The 15,238-nt window shown below is 62.0% G+C and carries 14 protein-coding genes and 2 pseudogenes; 10 read left to right on the top strand and 6 right to left on the bottom strand.

The window, feature by feature from the left end; all coding sequences use genetic code 11:
- Positions 1-312 (bottom strand): annotated as a pseudogene (locus IB265_RS36120) (isochorismatase family protein); the annotation flags it as partial.
- A gap of 294 nt (positions 313-606) precedes the next feature.
- Positions 607-1,233, bottom strand: a complete 627-nt coding sequence (locus tag IB265_RS36115) for a hydrolase (protein ID WP_057252195.1) — start codon at positions 1,231-1,233, stop codon at positions 607-609.
- A 409-nt stretch (positions 1,234-1,642) separates the two neighbouring features.
- Between IB265_RS36115 and IB265_RS36110 the strand changes: the two genes are divergently transcribed.
- The 10 genes from IB265_RS36110 to IB265_RS36065 all read left to right on the top strand — a co-directional run bounded on the left by IB265_RS36110 (position 1,643) and on the right by IB265_RS36065 (position 11,647).
- A complete protein-coding gene (locus IB265_RS36110) occupies positions 1,643-2,566 on the top strand; it encodes a dioxygenase (protein WP_192496215.1) in 924 nt (307 codons plus the stop codon).
- Positions 2,567-2,594: 28 nt separating this feature from the next.
- Positions 2,595-3,380, top strand: a complete 786-nt coding sequence (locus IB265_RS36105; protein ID WP_057252208.1) for an SDR family NAD(P)-dependent oxidoreductase — start codon at positions 2,595-2,597, stop codon at positions 3,378-3,380.
- Positions 3,381-3,499: 119 nt separating this feature from the next.
- Complete coding sequence (locus tag IB265_RS36100) at positions 3,500-4,396, top strand: 3-keto-5-aminohexanoate cleavage protein (protein WP_192496214.1); 897 nt, start codon at positions 3,500-3,502, stop codon at positions 4,394-4,396.
- Positions 4,397-4,408: 12 nt separating this feature from the next.
- Positions 4,409-5,434: a zinc-binding alcohol dehydrogenase family protein gene (locus IB265_RS36095; RefSeq protein WP_246806170.1), complete on the top strand. Its 1,026-nt coding sequence runs from the start codon at positions 4,409-4,411 to the stop codon at positions 5,432-5,434.
- Positions 5,435-5,438: 4 nt separating this feature from the next.
- Positions 5,439-5,783, top strand: a complete 345-nt coding sequence (locus IB265_RS36090; RefSeq protein WP_057252198.1) for a cupin domain-containing protein — start codon at positions 5,439-5,441, stop codon at positions 5,781-5,783.
- Between the two features lie 93 nt (positions 5,784-5,876).
- Positions 5,877-7,226: a dicarboxylate/amino acid:cation symporter gene (locus tag IB265_RS36085; RefSeq protein ID WP_192496213.1), complete on the top strand. Its 1,350-nt coding sequence runs from the start codon at positions 5,877-5,879 to the stop codon at positions 7,224-7,226.
- 64 nt (positions 7,227-7,290) lie between these two features.
- Positions 7,291-7,818, top strand: coding sequence for a gamma carbonic anhydrase family protein (locus IB265_RS36080; protein ID WP_057252200.1), 528 nt, complete (start codon positions 7,291-7,293; stop codon positions 7,816-7,818).
- A gap of 46 nt (positions 7,819-7,864) precedes the next feature.
- Positions 7,865-8,560: a CoA transferase subunit A gene (locus IB265_RS36075; protein ID WP_112996840.1), complete on the top strand. Its 696-nt coding sequence runs from the start codon at positions 7,865-7,867 to the stop codon at positions 8,558-8,560.
- 12 nt (positions 8,561-8,572) lie between these two features.
- Positions 8,573-9,247: a 3-oxoacid CoA-transferase subunit B gene (locus IB265_RS36070; protein WP_057252202.1), complete on the top strand. Its 675-nt coding sequence runs from the start codon at positions 8,573-8,575 to the stop codon at positions 9,245-9,247.
- Positions 9,248-9,361: 114 nt separating this feature from the next.
- Positions 9,362-11,647, top strand: a complete 2,286-nt coding sequence (locus IB265_RS36065; protein WP_192496212.1) for an NADP-dependent malic enzyme — start codon at positions 9,362-9,364, stop codon at positions 11,645-11,647.
- A 67-nt stretch (positions 11,648-11,714) separates the two neighbouring features.
- Here the strand turns inward: IB265_RS36065 and IB265_RS36060 are convergent, their stop codons facing one another.
- From IB265_RS36060 to IB265_RS36045, 4 genes and pseudogenes are all read right to left on the bottom strand, one after another.
- Complete coding sequence (locus IB265_RS36060) at positions 11,715-12,962, bottom strand: patatin-like phospholipase family protein (RefSeq protein WP_192496211.1); 1,248 nt, start codon at positions 12,960-12,962, stop codon at positions 11,715-11,717.
- Between the two features lie 55 nt (positions 12,963-13,017).
- A complete protein-coding gene (locus IB265_RS36055; RefSeq protein WP_192496210.1) occupies positions 13,018-14,184 on the bottom strand; it encodes a low temperature requirement protein A in 1,167 nt (388 codons plus the stop codon).
- A 56-nt stretch (positions 14,185-14,240) separates the two neighbouring features.
- Positions 14,241-14,915, bottom strand: coding sequence for a DUF1275 family protein (locus tag IB265_RS36050; protein WP_192496209.1), 675 nt, complete (start codon positions 14,913-14,915; stop codon positions 14,241-14,243).
- A 198-nt stretch (positions 14,916-15,113) separates the two neighbouring features.
- Positions 15,114-15,238, bottom strand: a pseudogene (locus tag IB265_RS36045) (hydrolase); the annotation flags it as partial.

Genomic DNA, 15,238 nt, shown 5'->3' with positions numbered 1-15,238 from the left:
GGCGGCATTCCTGGCGAGCGCGTCGCGGACGTTCTGATCGTCCCAGGAGTTCATCGAGGTGCGTTCGAGAATGTCGTTTTCCGGGAAGACGGCGAGCAGTTCGGGATAGGTGTGGCCGGAGAAGGACTCGGTTTCGACGGTGGTGATGGTCGTTGGAATGTTGAAGACCTTTGCGGCCTTGGCGAGACCGACGACGTTGTTCTTCAGCACCTGCCGATCGATCGACTGAACGCCGAAGGCCATCTGCGGCTGCTGGTCGATGAAGATCAGTTGGCTGTTCTGGGGGGTCAGGACTTCGAGTTTGCTGGACATGGGCTTTCTCCTCTTTGAGCTGGTTGGCAAGCGGGGCGTCGGTGCCCGGCCTTGGCCGGTCTGGGGTGAACTGGTTTGGTGAGAACAGGTGTAGCCGACCGGGTTGCGCTGCTGAATTGCAATAATGATTTCGATTGAATTGCGTAAAATGAAACAAAGGTTGGGTTGGTGAGCCCCGAACTCCGTCGATTGATCTCTCGGATGCCAGGGCGGGTGGGTCGCGGTTGCTCGCTGGTCCTGGGCCTTGGATGCCGGGGCAAGTCCAGAGAGGCACCCGCGCAACGTCCCATCTGATCAAACCGGGTGAATCATGTCACGCGCATAGGCAAGTCCGATCCCGTATCCGCCCGCATGCGCTTCTACGATCGCCCGGGCACCATCGTAGGTCTCCTTGCGCGTCCAGTCCCGCTGAAGCTCGAGGAGAAGCTGCAGCCAGGACGTCATCGTCGCGCCTGCCTTCTCCATCCTTCGCAACGCAAGGGCGTGGCTCTCCGCGGTGATGCCGCCGCATGTGTCGGCTACGACGAAGACCTCATAACCATCAGCAAGCGCGGAAAGAACGGGGAAGGAGACGCATGCTTCGGTCAAGAGACCGGAGACGACGAGCTTGCGGCGGCCGGTTTTGACGACCGCGTCACGAACGCCGTCGTCCTCCCAGGCATTCATGTTGCGCCGCTCGATCACCGGAACGTCTGGGATGACGCTTCTGATCATCGGCATCAGGGGGCCGCTATAGACCTTGGATGCGGAGGTCGACACGACGATCGGCAGGTTGAAAACGCGCGCAGTTTTGGCAAGAGCCACTGTGTTTCCGACCAGCAACTGGCGATCGCCGGATCCCACGCCGAAGGCGAGTCCAGCCTGCTGGTCGACGATCAGGAGCAATGGCTCGTCGGGTGTCAGAAGGGGAATGGGCGTCATTTCTTTTACTCCAGGGAATAGCTCACAGCTGGATAAGATAGCGGTCCGGCTTGCCGGCGGCTTGAACGCAAAGGCGGCATTTTGCCGAAAGCAATTGGATTTGGTCGGCTGTGACCGCGTTCGTCGACGGCGATCGGCGCACGCCCGCGCGATCAGCTGCATGACCGCTTCCCGCTTCGTTGCACGAGATCGAATCCCGTACCGCGCGCGTGGTCTCTGGGGCGAGCCGCGTCTTGCCTCAGCGATATGGACAGCGCTGGCGTGCGCCGCCTGCATGCGAATCCGGGTCTTTACGGGAAGCGAACCTCTGTTTGAGTCCCCGATAAAAAAGCATTCCTTCATGCTCTTGACATTATGCAATCGATTGCGTTAAAGGATATGCAATCGATTGCATAGTTGGAGAGATCCCATGGACGCAGCAGAGACGAAAGCTAGGCCCATCCACGTTATCGGAAATCAGGCGGAGGTGACGGGAGTGGTGCTCGACGCGATGTCGCGAGCGACCAGCGCCCGCCTCAGAGAAATCATGGAATCGCTCGTCAAGCATCTGCATGCCTTCGCCCGCGAAGTCCGCCTCAGCGAGGATGAATTCGAGCAGGGGATCGATTTCCTCAACCGGATAGGACAGGCGACCAACGACGCTCACAATGAGGGCGTGCTGTTCTCCGATGCGCTCGGCTTTTCCACCCTGGTCTGCCTGCTGAACAACGGCCAGAACGGCGCGACGGAAACCGCCGCGGCGTTGCTCGGGCCCTTCTGGCGGATGCATTCGCCGTCGACCGAAAACGGTGGTTCGATCATCCGCTCGCAGACGCCCGGCCCGGCCCTCTTCGCTGAATGCCGCATCACCGATCCCGACGGCAAGCCGATCGAAGGCGTCGAGATCGACGTCTGGCAGGCGTCTCCAGCCGGCCTTTACGAGAACCAGGACCCGGACCAGGCAAACATGAACCTGCGCGGCAAATTCCGGACCGATGCGCAGGGTCGCATTTCTTTCCGCTCGGTGAAGCCCGCGGGCTATCCGGTGCCGACCGACGGGCCGGTGGGCGAGTTGCTGCGCGCGCAACTGCGCCATCCCTACCGCCCGGCGCACCTGCATTTCCTCTGCTTCAAGCCGGGCTACAAAACCCTCATCACCCAGATATTCGTCGATGACGACGAGCATCTGGAAAGCGATGTGGTGTTCGGCGTCACCCGCCACCTGATCGGCGATTTCACGCAAGGCGCCGGCGCGCCGCCGGCTGCCGATGTGACCGGCCCCTGGTACCGGCTTGCCTATGAATTCGTGATGGAATGCGGCGAAGCCAAGCTTCCGGCTCCGCCGATCCGCTGACCCCAACATAAGAAAACGGATGTATCTCATGTCGAACACAGAACAGCTGAAACGCGAAACCTATCCCCGTTCGCTCGAAGGCAAGGTTGCACTCGTCGTCGGTGGCGCCGGCGCCATCGGCGCCGCAACCAGCCGCATGCTCGCAGCGGCAGGAGCGACGATCGTCGTCACGCATATGGACACGGAGCGTGATACGCTGGCGGCCGAAGCGTTGATCAAGGAACTCGGCGCGCCTCACGCCGCCTATGTGGCGAATGTCGTCGACACGGCTTCACTCATCGCGCTTCGCGCGACGCTTGAACAGAAACACGGCCGCCTCGACATCCTGGTCAATGCCGCCGGTTTCACCAAACCCGTCCCGCATGCCGACCTCGATGGGCTCACCGACGAACTCATCGACCTCATGTTGCAAGTCAACTGGCGCGGCCAGTTCGCGACCATCCGTACCTTTGCGCCGCTGCTGAAGGCATCTGGCGACGGACTGGTCGTGTCGATCTCCTCGATCGCCTCCTTCACCGCTGTCGGTTCATCCATCGCCTATTGTGCGGCGAAGGCCGGCATCGACGTCATGACCAAGGCTTTGGCGCGGGCGCTTGCGCCGGAAATCCGGGTGCTGGCGGTCTCGCCGGGCGTCGTCGATACCGAATTTGTTCCGGGCCGCGGCGCCGACTTTAACGACAAGGTCAAGGCCTCGACGCCGCTGAAGCGCATCGGCACCGCCGAAGACATTGCCGCGGCGATCACCGCCTGCGCCACCATGCTCCGCTACTCTACCGGGCATATCATCCAAGTCGACGGCGGCCGGGCGCTCTAGAGCGCCGTGCGTTCAGACGAACGCACAAAGGACGCGCACTTTGATTCTAGAGCATCTTTCCGCTTCGAGTGATTCCACTTGAGAGCGGGATGCTCTAGCCAGGTAAACGGGAGGAAACCATGACACGCGCACCGCTGTCGAAAGTGTTCATCACCTGCGCGATCACCGGCAATATTACCCAGCCGGAGCAGACGCCGCATTTGCCGATCACGCCAAAGCAGATTGCCGATTCCGCGCTGGAAGCGGCAGATGCCGGGGCGGCTATCGCCCATATCCACGTCCGCGATCCCAAGACCGGGCGTCCGTCGATGGAACTCGATCTTTACCGCGAGGTGCTCGATCGCATCCGTGCGAAGAATTCCGAGTTGATCATCAACCTGACAACGGGGCCGGGCGGCCGCTTCGTACCGTCAGAGCATGATCCGAAGATCGCGGGCGAGGGTACGACGCTGATGGTGCCGGAGCTCCGTGTCGAGCATATCGTCGCGCTGAAACCCGATATCTGCACGCTCGATCTCAACACTATGAATTCGGGCGGACAGGTGGTCATCAACACGCCGGCCAATGTCCGCCGCATGGCGAAGGTGATCGCTGACGCCGGCGTCAAGCCAGAGATCGAGTTGTTCGATTCCGGCGATATCGCCCTGCTTCATGACCTGATCGCCGACGGCACGTTCAAGGGACTGCTCCTGACTTCCTTCGTGATGGGCGTGAAGTACGGTTTCCAGCCGTCGCCGGAGACCGTGCTCTATGCCCGCGGGCTGCTGCCGGCCGACGCCGCCTTCACCGCCATCGGCATCGGCCGCTCGGCCTTCCAGATGGTCGCCCAGTCCTATCTGGCCGGCGGCCATGTCCGGGTCGGGCTCGAAGACGCCGTCTATATCGAACGCGGCGTACTTGCGCCCTCCAATGCGGCCCTCGTCGAGAAAGCGCGCCGCATCGCCGAAGATCTGGGGGCCCAGATCGCCAATCCATCCGAAGCGCGCCGCATTCTCGGCTTGCGCGAAGCTGCGTGACAGGAGGCCTTGATGATGAACAACGAAGATTTGAACATTAAAGCGGCATCGACGGTGCGGGGCCTGCGTCTCCATGCCAAGGCGCCGAGCTACGACGCGATCGAGCTCCCCATCGAGACGCATCCGCTGCGGCCTCTTCGGCCAGGCGAGGTGCTCGTCGAAATCCATGCGGCGGCCGTCAATCCCTCCGATGCCAAGGCGGCAACGGGCCTGATGCCCTATGCGGTGTTTCCGCGAACGCCTGGCCGCGATTTCGCGGGCCAGGTAGTGGCGGGGCCCCAGGAGCTGATTGGAAAGCGAGTCTTCGGTTCGTCCGGTGACCTCGGCATCCGGCTGGACGGTGCGCAGGCGAGCCACATGATCGTCGAGGCCGACGCCGTCGTCGAAGTTCCCGACGGCATCGACATCAAGGCGGCCGCAGGGATCGGCGTGCCCTTCGTCACGGCCTGGCAGGGTCTGCAACGGGCCGGATTGCCCGCAGCCGGCGAGACCGTGCTCATTCTCGGCCTCAACGGCAAGGTCGGGCAGGCGGCGGCCCAGATCGTAACCTGGCGAGGGGCGCGCGTCATCGGCGTCGTGCGCCGGGACGAGGCCTATCAGGGGCACGCCAATGCGCCGATCGAGGTCATTGCCGCCGACAAGACGGATGTGCCGGCGCGAGTTCGCGAACTGACCGACGGAAAGGGCGCCGATATCGTCTACAACACGGTCGGCGACCCGTTCTACGAGATCGGCCAGAAGTCGCTTGCGGTGCGGGGCCGGGCGATCTTCATCTCGGCGATCGACCGTTTCGTCAACTTTGACTTGCTTGCCTTCTACAAGAGGCAGCACACCTATGTCGGCATCGACACGATTTCGCTGAACTCGGTCGAGACGGGCGCGATCCTCAAACAAATGGCGCCGGGCTTTGCCGCCGGCAAGCTCAAGCCGTTTCCCATTGTAGAAACCGCGATTTATTCGTTCGAGAACGCCCACGAAGCCTATCAGGCCGTCATGGCGTCCTCGCGCGACCGCATCGTGCTCGTTCCGGGAGCGTGAGGCCGTGCACGTGGTCAAGTTCACGGACGCTCCGCCCTACCAGGCGCCGGGCCACGACAAGATGAGGATGGTTCGCCTGCAGGGTCTCGAGGCCGGGCCGTCCGATACGGCCTGGCTCGGAGTGTCGACGTTGGAGCCCGGCGGCGGCACGACCCTTAGCAGTTCGCCCGTCGAAAAACTCTACGTCGTTCTCGACGGCAAGGTCACGGTTTCGAACGGCAACGAGGAGGTCGTTTTGCAGCCATGGGATTCCTGCCGCATTGCACCGGCGGAAAGCCGGAAGCTCTATAATGCGACGGACCGGCCGGCAACGATCCTCTTGGTGATGCCGACGACCCAGCCGCCGTAAGGCAAGCGGCCGCTATCTCGAAAATTCGATGCCAGTTCACGTGACGGGTTGCCCGTCGCGGCAATCCTGCTCGTTCCGAAGGGAGGACCTTTCATGACGCATGCTTCCACCACGCCAAAGCCGCGCAAGCCTTGGTATCAGATACTCTACATACAGGTTCTGATCGGCATCGCGATCGCGATCGTCTTTGGTCATTTCTGGCCCGAAACGGCCATCGAGATGAAGCCCCTTGGGGACACCTTCATCAAATTGATCAAGATGGTGATCGCGCTGGTCATCTTCTGTACCGTGGTCTCGGGCATTGCGGGCATGAACGACCTGAAGAAGGTCGGCCGCGTCGGCGGCAAGGCCCTTCTCTATTTCGAGGTCGTCTCGACTCTGGCGCTCGCCATCGGCATGGTGATCGGTAACGTGCTCACGCCCGGCGCCGGCTTCAACGCCGACCCCGCCACCCTCGATGCCGACGCCGTCAATGTCTATGCCGGCAAGGCGGCGGAGCAATCCGTCACCGAATTCCTCATGAACATCGTGCCGAAGACCGTGGTCGACGCTTTCGCGCAGGGCGATATCCTGCCCGTCGTGCTGATCTCGGTTCTGTTCGGCTATGTCCTGTCGCATCTCGGCGATCGCGCCAAGCCGATCCGCGATGTCATCGAGGCCGGTTCGCATCTCGTGTTCGGTGCCATCAATGCGATCATGCGCCTCGCCCCCATCGGCGCGTTCGGCGCCATGGCCTTCACCATCGGCAAATACGGCGTGTCGTCGCTCGGACCGCTAGCCTTCCTGATCGGCACCTTCTATCTCACCAGCATCATCTTCGTGCTTGGTGTCCTCGGTCTGATCGCCTGGTGGACCGGGTTCAGCATCATCAAGTTCCTGGCCTATATCAAGGAAGAGATCCTGATCGTGCTCGGCACCTCGTCGTCCGACTCAGCGCTGCCGAGCCTCATGGAAAAGTTGACGAATGCCGGTGTGGCCAAACCCGTCGTCGGTCTGGTCGTGCCGACCGGTTACGTATTCAACACCGACGGGTCGTCCATCTACATGACGCTCGCAGCCCTGTTTGTCGCTCAGGCGACCAATACGGACCTTTCGCTCAGTCAGCAGTTGGCAATCTTCGGGGTCGCCATGCTCACCTCCAAGGGTGCATCGGGCGTCACCGGCGCCTCCTTCATCGCCCTTGTCGGCACGCTTTCGGTGGTGCCGGCAATCCCGGTGGCCGGCATGGCGCTCATCCTCGGCATCGATCGCTTCATGAGCGAGGCACGCGCCCTCGTCAACATGATCGGCAATGGCGTTGCGGCGATCGTCATGGCGAAGTGGGAGGGCGAACTCGATGAGGCCCGTCTCCAGGCGGTGCTTGCCGGCAGCCCGCTCGCCGATAGCCAGGCCGTCGACGACCTGGATGTCATTGCGACCCCGGAACTCGCCTCGAAGATCTGACGGCGGTGGGGCCGCGGCGACGGCGGCCCCGCGCATCGGACCACAGTTACCATGGGAGTGTGAAATGGCCCTCTACGATCTCGAAGACCGTAAGCCGGTGCTGGATGAAGACTTCGGATGGATCGCGCCGGATGCTCAGGTCATCGGCAGGATCCGCATCCGAAAGGATGCCAGTGTGTGGTTCGGCGCGGTCTTGCGCGGCGACAACGAACTGATCGACGTCGGCGCCCGCAGCAATGTGCAGGACGGCGCGATCCTCCATACCGATCCGGGTTTTCCCCTGGTGATCGGCGAGGACTGCACCATCGGCCATGGCGCCATCCTGCATGGCTGCACGATCGGAAACGGCTCGCTCATCGGCATGGGGGCGATCGTCATGAATGGCGCTGAGATCGGCGAAGGCTCGCTCGTCGGGGCGGGCGCCATGGTCACGGAAGGCAAGTCGTTCCCGCCCGGCTCGATGATCCTCGGCTCGCCGGCAAAGCTTGTGAAGACGCTTTCGGCCGAGGAATCCGAACGTCTGAAGGCATCCGCTGGGCGCTACGTCCGCAACGCGATCCGGTATCGCGACCATCTCGCCTCAAACGGCTAGCGGCAGCGCCGCGCATCGACAAGGGAGTACATCCGTGAAGAAGGTAATGAGCAGCGCGACCGAGGCCTTGGCCGGTCGCCTCAAGAACGGCATGACGATCCTCTCGGGTGGCTTCGGCCTGAGCGGCATCCCGGAAGCCCTGATCCTGGCGATCCGCGAATCCGGCGTGACCGGCCTGACCGTGATCTCCAACAATGCCGGCGTCGACGGGATCGGTCTCGGCGTCCTCCTCGACTCGCGCCAGATCCGCAAGATGGTCTCGTCCTATGTCGGTGAGAACAAGACCTTTGCACAGCAGTACCTATCGGGCGAACTCGAACTCGAGTTCACCCCGCAGGGGACGCTTGCGGAGCGCATCCGCGCCGGCGGCGCCGGCATCCCGGCCTTCTACACGCGCACCGGCGTTGGCACCATCGTCGCAGACGGCAAGGAGACCCGCGAATTCGGCGGCGAAACCTATGTCATGGAAAAGGGGCTGCGCGGTGATCTCGCCATCGTGCATGCCTGGCAGGGCGATAGTGAAGGGAACCTGATCTATCGCTACACGGCCCGCAACTTCAACCCGATGATGGCCACCGCGGCAGACTTCACGGTCGCTGAGGTCGAGCAATTTGTGGCGGCTGGCGATCTGAACCCCGACGGGATCCATACCTCCGGCATCTATGTCGACCGCGTCGTGCACGTCGCCAATCCCGAAAAACGCATCGAACAACGCACGACCAGACCGCGGACCGCGGCTTAGGAGGACTGACCGATGGCATGGACTCGCGATCAGATGGCGGCGCGCGCCGCTAAAGAACTGCAGGACGGTTTCTACGTCAATCTCGGCATCGGCATTCCCACGCTGGTCGCCAATCACATCGCACCCGGCATCAGCGTGCAACTGCAATCCGAGAACGGAATGCTCGGCATGGGGCCGTTCCCCTTCGAGGGCGATGAGGACGGCGACCTGATCAACGCCGGCAAGCAGACCATCACCGCGCTGCCGACGACCAGCTTCTTCTCGTCTGCCGACAGCTTCGCCATGATCCGCGGCGGGCATATCGACATCTCGATCCTCGGCGCCATGGAGGTGGCGGCCAATGGCGATCTCGCCAACTGGATGATCCCGGGTAAGATGGTCAAGGGCATGGGTGGGGCGATGGACCTGGTGGCCGGCGTCAAGCGCGTCGTAGTGGTTATGGAGCATGTCGCAAAGGACAAGACGGGCTCCATTCAACCAAAGCTGGTTCCGCATTGTTCGCTGCCCCTGACGGGCAAGGGCGTCGTCGGTCTCGTCATCACGGACCTCGGCGTCTTCAAGCCGCTGCGCGGCGATGCCGCTGCATTCGAGGTTCTTGAACTTGCCGATGCCGTGACGATCGAAGACGTCAGAGCCACCACCGGCACTGAGATCGTCGTTTCATCGCGGCTCGCCGTGAGCGCCTGACCCGCGCTTGAACTTGCCGGTGCAACCGCGACCGGTGCCGCGGTTTTCCAACTTCAAGCATCGCTAGCGGCAGTCGCTGCCGATCGTATTCATATTGGCGAAGGGAACGAACTGATGTCATCGAAAAGAATCCACGCCGCAGCCTCGGTGACCGCCGCCGAGGCGCTTGAGTTTCATGCCATGGGGCGTCCCGGCAAGCTCGAGATCACGCCGACCAAACCGATGGCGACGCAGCGGGACCTTTCATTGGCCTATTCGCCCGGTGTCGCCGAGCCCGTCAAGGCGATAGCAGAAGACCCCTCACGCGCCTTCGATTACACGACGCGCGGCAACATGGTGGCCGTGATTTCCAACGGCACCGCCATTCTCGGCCTCGGAAACCTCGGGGCGCTCGCATCAAAGCCTGTGATGGAGGGGAAATCGGTCCTGTTCAAGCGGTTCGCGGACATCGACTCGATTGACCTCGAGGTCGATACGCCGGACCCTGAGCAATTCATCAACTGTGTGCGCTTCCTCGGTCCTTCCTTCGGCGGCATCAATCTCGAGGATATCAAGGCGCCGGACTGTTTCATCATCGAGCAGCGCCTGCGCGAGATAATGGATATCCCGGTCTTCCATGACGATCAGCATGGCACCGCCATCATCGCGACCGCAGGGCTGATCAATGCGCTGCACATCACCGGACGCGACATGAAAACGACGCGTCTTGTCTGCAATGGGGCAGGTTCGGCGGCGATCGCCTGCGTCGAACTCATCAAGTCCCTCGGGTTTCCGTCGGAAAACGTCATTCTGTGCGATACCAAGGGCGTCGTTTATGAAGGTCGCGCCGAAGGCATGAACCAGTGGAAATCCGCACATGCGGTGAATACGAAGCTGCGCACGCTGGCCGAAGCGATGGACGGCGCCGACGTATTCTTCGGTCTTTCTGCCAAGGGAGCGCTGACGCCGGCCATGGTGCTGTCGATGGCGAAAAAACCGATCATCTTCGCCATGGCAAATCCGGATCCCGAGATCGCGCCAGAGGAAGTCGCAGAAATCCGCGACGATGCCATCATGGCCACGGGCCGCTGGGACTATCCGAACCAGGTCAACAATGTCTTGTGCTTTCCCTATATCTTCCGCGGTGCGCTGGATGTCAGGGCGACGACCATCAATGAGGCCATGAAAGTGGCGGCCGCGCAGGCGCTGGCCGAACTTGCCCGCAAGGACGTGCCCGACGAAGTCGCTGCTGCCTATCAGGGCAACCGGCCGAAGTTCGGCCCCAACTACATCATTCCGGTACCGTTCGACCCGCGTCTCATTTCAGAAATTCCGCTCGCCGTCGCGAAGGCTGCGATGGAGACCGGCGTCGCACGTCGCAACATCGACGATCTGCAAAAATACGCTCAGGAGTTGTCCGCCCGCCGCGATCCGATCGCTTCGACCCTCCAGCGCATCTACGACCGCGTGCGCCTTCAGCCAAAGCGTGTCGTCTTTGCGGAAGGCGAGGAGGAGCGTGTCGTACGCGCGGCAATCGCATTCGTTAATCAGGAGCTCGGAACGGCGATCCTCGTGGGTCGTGAGGATCGCATCCGTGAAACAGCGAACAACGCCGGCCTCGATATTACCAGCAACGCCATCGAGATCACCAATGCGAGGCTCTCGCCTCGCATTGGTAGCTATGCCCAGCATCTCTACGCGCGGCTACAGCGCAAAGGCTTCCTGCTTCGCGATTGCCAGCGCCTCATCAACAATGATCGCAACCACTTTGCGGCCGGCATGCTGGCGCTTGGCGACGCCGACGCCATGGTCACCGGCGTGACGCGCCACTACTCATCCGCTTTGGAGGATATCGGGCGGGTGATCGATCCGCGCCCGGGTCAACGCGTTATCGGCGTCTCGATCGCCCTGAGCCGCGGGCGCAGCGTTATCGTGGCGGACACCTCCATCCATGACTTGCCCAATGCTGAGCAGTTGGCAGATATTGCGGAGGGAGCGGCTGGTTTCGCGCGGCGCATGGGTTACGAACCGCGTGTCGCGATGCTCGCCAACGCGACCTTCGGCCAGCCGCAGAGTGAGCGTTCGGAGCGCGTGCAAGAGGCCGTGCGGATCCTCGACATGCGCAAGGTGGATTTCGAGTATGATGGCGAAATGGCAGCCGACGTTGCGCTCGATCATCACCTGATGCAGCAGCAGTATCCGTTCTGCCGATTGTCAGGTCCGGCCAACGTCCTGGTCATGCCGGCCCTGCATTCAGCTTCGATTTCGACAAAGATCTTGCAGGAACTCGGCGGTTCGACCGTCGTGGGTCCGCTTCTCGTCGGCCTCGATAGATCGGTGCAGATCGTACCGCTCAATGCGCGCGATTCCGACATCGTCAATTTGGCGGCGATCGCCGCCTTTGGAACCGACGGCAGCTGAGCAGATGTCGGCGGCTGCAGCCAGGAGCGCTGCAGCCCGCGATCCAGGCTGCAGGCATTGACGAACGTCAGCCAGGATTGCGCTGCTCGGCCGCTTGCACCGGCGTAAGCGGAGGCTGCTTGCGCCACCGCCCAAGACGGCCTTCGTCGTGACCGGCGGCAAAAAGCTGTTGCATGTAGCTTCGATCAAATTCGGATTTCGGGCTCAGTGTGAACTGATCCGGGATCGATGCGTAATAAAGCTGACCGCGGGCGGCCGTCGTCTGAAGCTGCAGGCGCACCAGATCGGAAATCGCCTGATACTTGATCAACGTTTCGATCGAACGGCGGGCGATCCCGAGCGCTGTTTCTTCGGTCGCGGCGTACTCGGGCGTCAATCGCCCGTTGCGGATCAGATAGAGTGTTCGCGAGCGGGCATGACCAAAGTAGCGCTTCTCATATCCCGACAGCTCTATATTGGGAGGGGCGAAGAAGATCTGCGCCACGGTCCCGCCGTCGACATGCAATTCCTGCCTGGCCTGACCGTCCAGACTTACATCGATCCGAACCGGTGGGAACACCGCAGGTATGGCCGCAGACGCCAACAGGACGTCGATCATGTGTTCTCGACGATCGGTGCGCGTGCTGGCCGCGATCGCGGACAGGTCCCAGACAACAGGACGCTGGGCATCAATGTTGGTGGTTTGGATCAGTAAACGCCGGCCGATGCGGTACTGCGCCGCAATTTCTGCGACCATTTCTTCGGTGAGATAGCGACCGATCAATTGCCGCAACGGCGCATTGTCGTATAGACCACGGCCCATCACGCCGAACAGGCCGAGATTTCTATAGATATCGCGGTCACCATACTGCGTGAAAACTTCGCGCAATTCCCGGTCGTGGGACGGCCCAAGGAAGGCAAAGGGAGCCGCCAAGGCGCCCGTGCTGACGCCAGTCACGACCTCGAATTGCGGTCGATTGCCCCTCTCGCTCCAGCCTGTCAGATATCCTGCGGCAAACGCACCGTCGGCGCCTCCGCCCGAGATGGCGAGAAAGTCGACATGATTGACGGCAGTGGACGGGCGACGCCCTGAGCGAGCCGCATCGTGTGTCTGCGTGTACTGCTGCGCAATGAGCGAACGTAGAGTGGGCGTGACCTCGTCTCCCCAGAAGCGGGCAAGGTCCACCTGCTCGATTTGCACAGCCGAAGCCTGCTCTGCCGGAACCGAGATACGCTCAGGCCCGGCGACACATGCCGTCAGTAGACCGGATGCAAAAAGGAGCGGCATGATTGAGGATCGAAATCCCTGAATGCGCGTAAAAATGGTCGCTGACAACGACATCGCCCTCCGATCCCCCATCCTTTTACTCCACCCTTTGCTTGCGCCGATTTCAGTCGCGTTCGCCGCCCGCATGCAGGCTTGCCGGAAATAGTCGGCGGCGTATCGTTACGGTGATCGCCAGCAACATTGCGATCAATTCCAAAGCGTGGGAGGCGAACGTGCTGCTTGCGAGCACGAGCGCCGCCATGATCAAGAGAAGCCAGTGCATCGAGCCATGTTTGGACGCCCGGTCGCGGACCAGCCAGAGGGCGGTCAGATACATCGCGATCGGTATGCAAAAGGCGAGAGCGGCAAGCTGTTGCGAAACGGTCCCATCGCGGGCGACGCTAAGAAACACCGTAAAGCCGGCGGCCGTCGCCGCCCCAGCCGCGAAAAGCAGACAATGTCCGTAGGCCCAGGTCAGAACGATGCCAGGTTTGCGGCTGAGCAGCTGTTCGTTGCGGTCAAAGTATAGTCCCCACATCGAAAACGCGATGATGGAGCACAGGGCCGCCCACCAGAAATGCCTTAGTTCCGGCGTCGCGGGATCCGAGATAATCAAGGCGATGGCGGCAAAACATTCGCCAAGGACGATGATATTGAACGAGTTGTAGCGATCGATGATGTGACCATGATGCCAGTTGCTGGCGGTCCCGCGCTCGGCCAGCAGCGGTACGGCCAGTTCGCCAGCGGCGCCGAGCGCAAAGAGCGGAAAGTAAAGCGGCGCTTCAGGGGAAACTGTGACGATCAGGGTGTTCCAGTAAACCTGCATGCCGCCGATCCCGGCCGCGTAGCGCAGGGCCGCCGGGCGGGCATGCCGATCCCCGTTCGCCGCGCCGAGCCACAGGGCGATCATGCCCAGTCGCATGATGCTGAAACCGATGAGGACGAGCCAATGCGGCTCATCGCCGAGGCCGCTTCGGATCCCTCCGGCAAGGGTAAGCGATCCGAACATGATGACCATCGTCACCACACGGAAGGCGGCCGACTTGTTGTCATAGCCCGAGGCGAACCATGTGTAGTTCGCCCAGGCCAGCCAGGCCATGAAAAAGCTGCAGGCGAAGCGGACGACGCCGGGCGCGAATTCGCCGGCTTCGATGTCCTGTGCCAGTCCATGGGCGGCGGCGGCCACCGCCACGACGGTGGCAAGATCGAACATCAGTTCAAGGGAGGTCGAGCCGCGGTTGACCTCGTTACGATCGCGCGGGGGCAGGCTGAAAGCGGCTATCGAGGACAAGGCTGGCCTCCCTTCGAGATCACGCTTGGAGGCGGCAAAACGACGGCGGCCATCGTTCAGCCCGGCTTCTTGGTGTTTTGCGGTGAATAGAAAAGGCCGACCAGGAGCAGCAAGAGAGCCGGGAAGAGCATTCCCGCAACGCCCACCGTGACTTGCGCAAACGCGCCGCCAGCACACCCCATCACAAAGCCGAACACCAGAATGATCGACGTCAGCGACTGCCCCCACTCTTCCGGCTTCTCGGTGTAGCCGATGACGCGACGGGCAGCAGCGACTGCGAGGCCGGCAATGTTGCCCGTCATGAGCGAAAACGGTGGGCCGAGCCTTGGGTCGAGACGCTCGATCGCCGTCAGCATCCCCATAGCGACGACGGCGAGAAGGGCGCATGCGGATACTGGCCCGGCATCGAAGATCGCAAGAAGGGCGGCCGTTGCAAACGCGGCCGCGGCGATGATGAGCGTCCAGAATGTCGCGCGCTCGAGAGGCTTGATCCAGGCGACGAGGATGGCGGCCAGGCCCGCGCCCACCATGAAGAGCGGGAAGGTCATGATCTGAAGATCGCGCAGGCCGCCTTTTTCGTGACCGACCAGTCCGAGTCCGAGGAGCACGACGTTGCCGGTAACCAACCCGACGAAAAGGCCACCCAAGTGAATGAAGAAGAGTGCGTCAGCGAACCCGGAAATGAACGCCAGTGCCAGTGAATTGCTTTTCCCGCGAAGTATGTTCAGCATCGTATGCCGCTACCCCCTATTGCTTGAGTCCTGGCGACATTCTCGATTGCAGCGATAACGAAACCGTCGACGCTGGTGTCACCTGGCATGGCGTGAAGCGAGCTCTGATCCCGCGGTGCGCCGATGAAAACGAGTTTTGACAGGACGATGCGGGTCCCCTGGTCCGTCTTGGCGACAAACCAGGGGACCCAGTGATGCTCACTTCGCCGGGTTCGGGCCGATCGTCTTGCCGTGGCTGACGCGTTCGTCGCCCTTGTGAACCATGGTGACGGCGTAGTCGATGCCCATGCCGTAGGCGCCGGAATGCTCCTTCACCAGCGAAG

This window comes from Ensifer sp. ENS10 (assembly GCF_014852025.1).
Taxonomy (GTDB): Bacteria; Pseudomonadota; Alphaproteobacteria; order Rhizobiales; family Rhizobiaceae; genus Ensifer.
This window is presented reverse-complemented; position numbering and strand designations above follow the sequence as displayed.

What these genes read in the sequence shown, in the direction of transcription:
- IB265_RS36110 (WP_192496215.1), top strand. Translation starts at nt 1,643, where the DNA reads ATGGACGCAGCAGAGACGAAAGCTAGGCCCATCCACGTTATCGGAAAT.
- IB265_RS36095 (WP_246806170.1), top strand. Translation starts at nt 4,409, where the DNA reads ATGATGAACAACGAAGATTTGAACATTAAAGCGGCATCGACGGTGCGG.
- IB265_RS36100 (WP_192496214.1), top strand. Translation starts at nt 3,500, where the DNA reads ATGACACGCGCACCGCTGTCGAAAGTGTTCATCACCTGCGCGATCACC.
- IB265_RS36050 (WP_192496209.1), bottom strand. Translation starts at nt 14,915, where the DNA reads ATGCTGAACATACTTCGCGGGAAAAGCAATTCACTGGCACTGGCGTTC.
- IB265_RS36085 (WP_192496213.1), top strand. Translation starts at nt 5,877, where the DNA reads ATGACGCATGCTTCCACCACGCCAAAGCCGCGCAAGCCTTGGTATCAG.
- IB265_RS36080 (WP_057252200.1), top strand. Translation starts at nt 7,291, where the DNA reads ATGGCCCTCTACGATCTCGAAGACCGTAAGCCGGTGCTGGATGAAGAC.
- IB265_RS36065 (WP_192496212.1), top strand. Translation starts at nt 9,362, where the DNA reads ATGTCATCGAAAAGAATCCACGCCGCAGCCTCGGTGACCGCCGCCGAG.
- IB265_RS36070 (WP_057252202.1), top strand. Translation starts at nt 8,573, where the DNA reads ATGGCATGGACTCGCGATCAGATGGCGGCGCGCGCCGCTAAAGAACTG.
- IB265_RS36105 (WP_057252208.1), top strand. Translation starts at nt 2,595, where the DNA reads ATGTCGAACACAGAACAGCTGAAACGCGAAACCTATCCCCGTTCGCTC.
- IB265_RS36075 (WP_112996840.1), top strand. Translation starts at nt 7,865, where the DNA reads ATGAGCAGCGCGACCGAGGCCTTGGCCGGTCGCCTCAAGAACGGCATG.
- IB265_RS36115 (WP_057252195.1), bottom strand. Translation starts at nt 1,233, where the DNA reads ATGACGCCCATTCCCCTTCTGACACCCGACGAGCCATTGCTCCTGATC.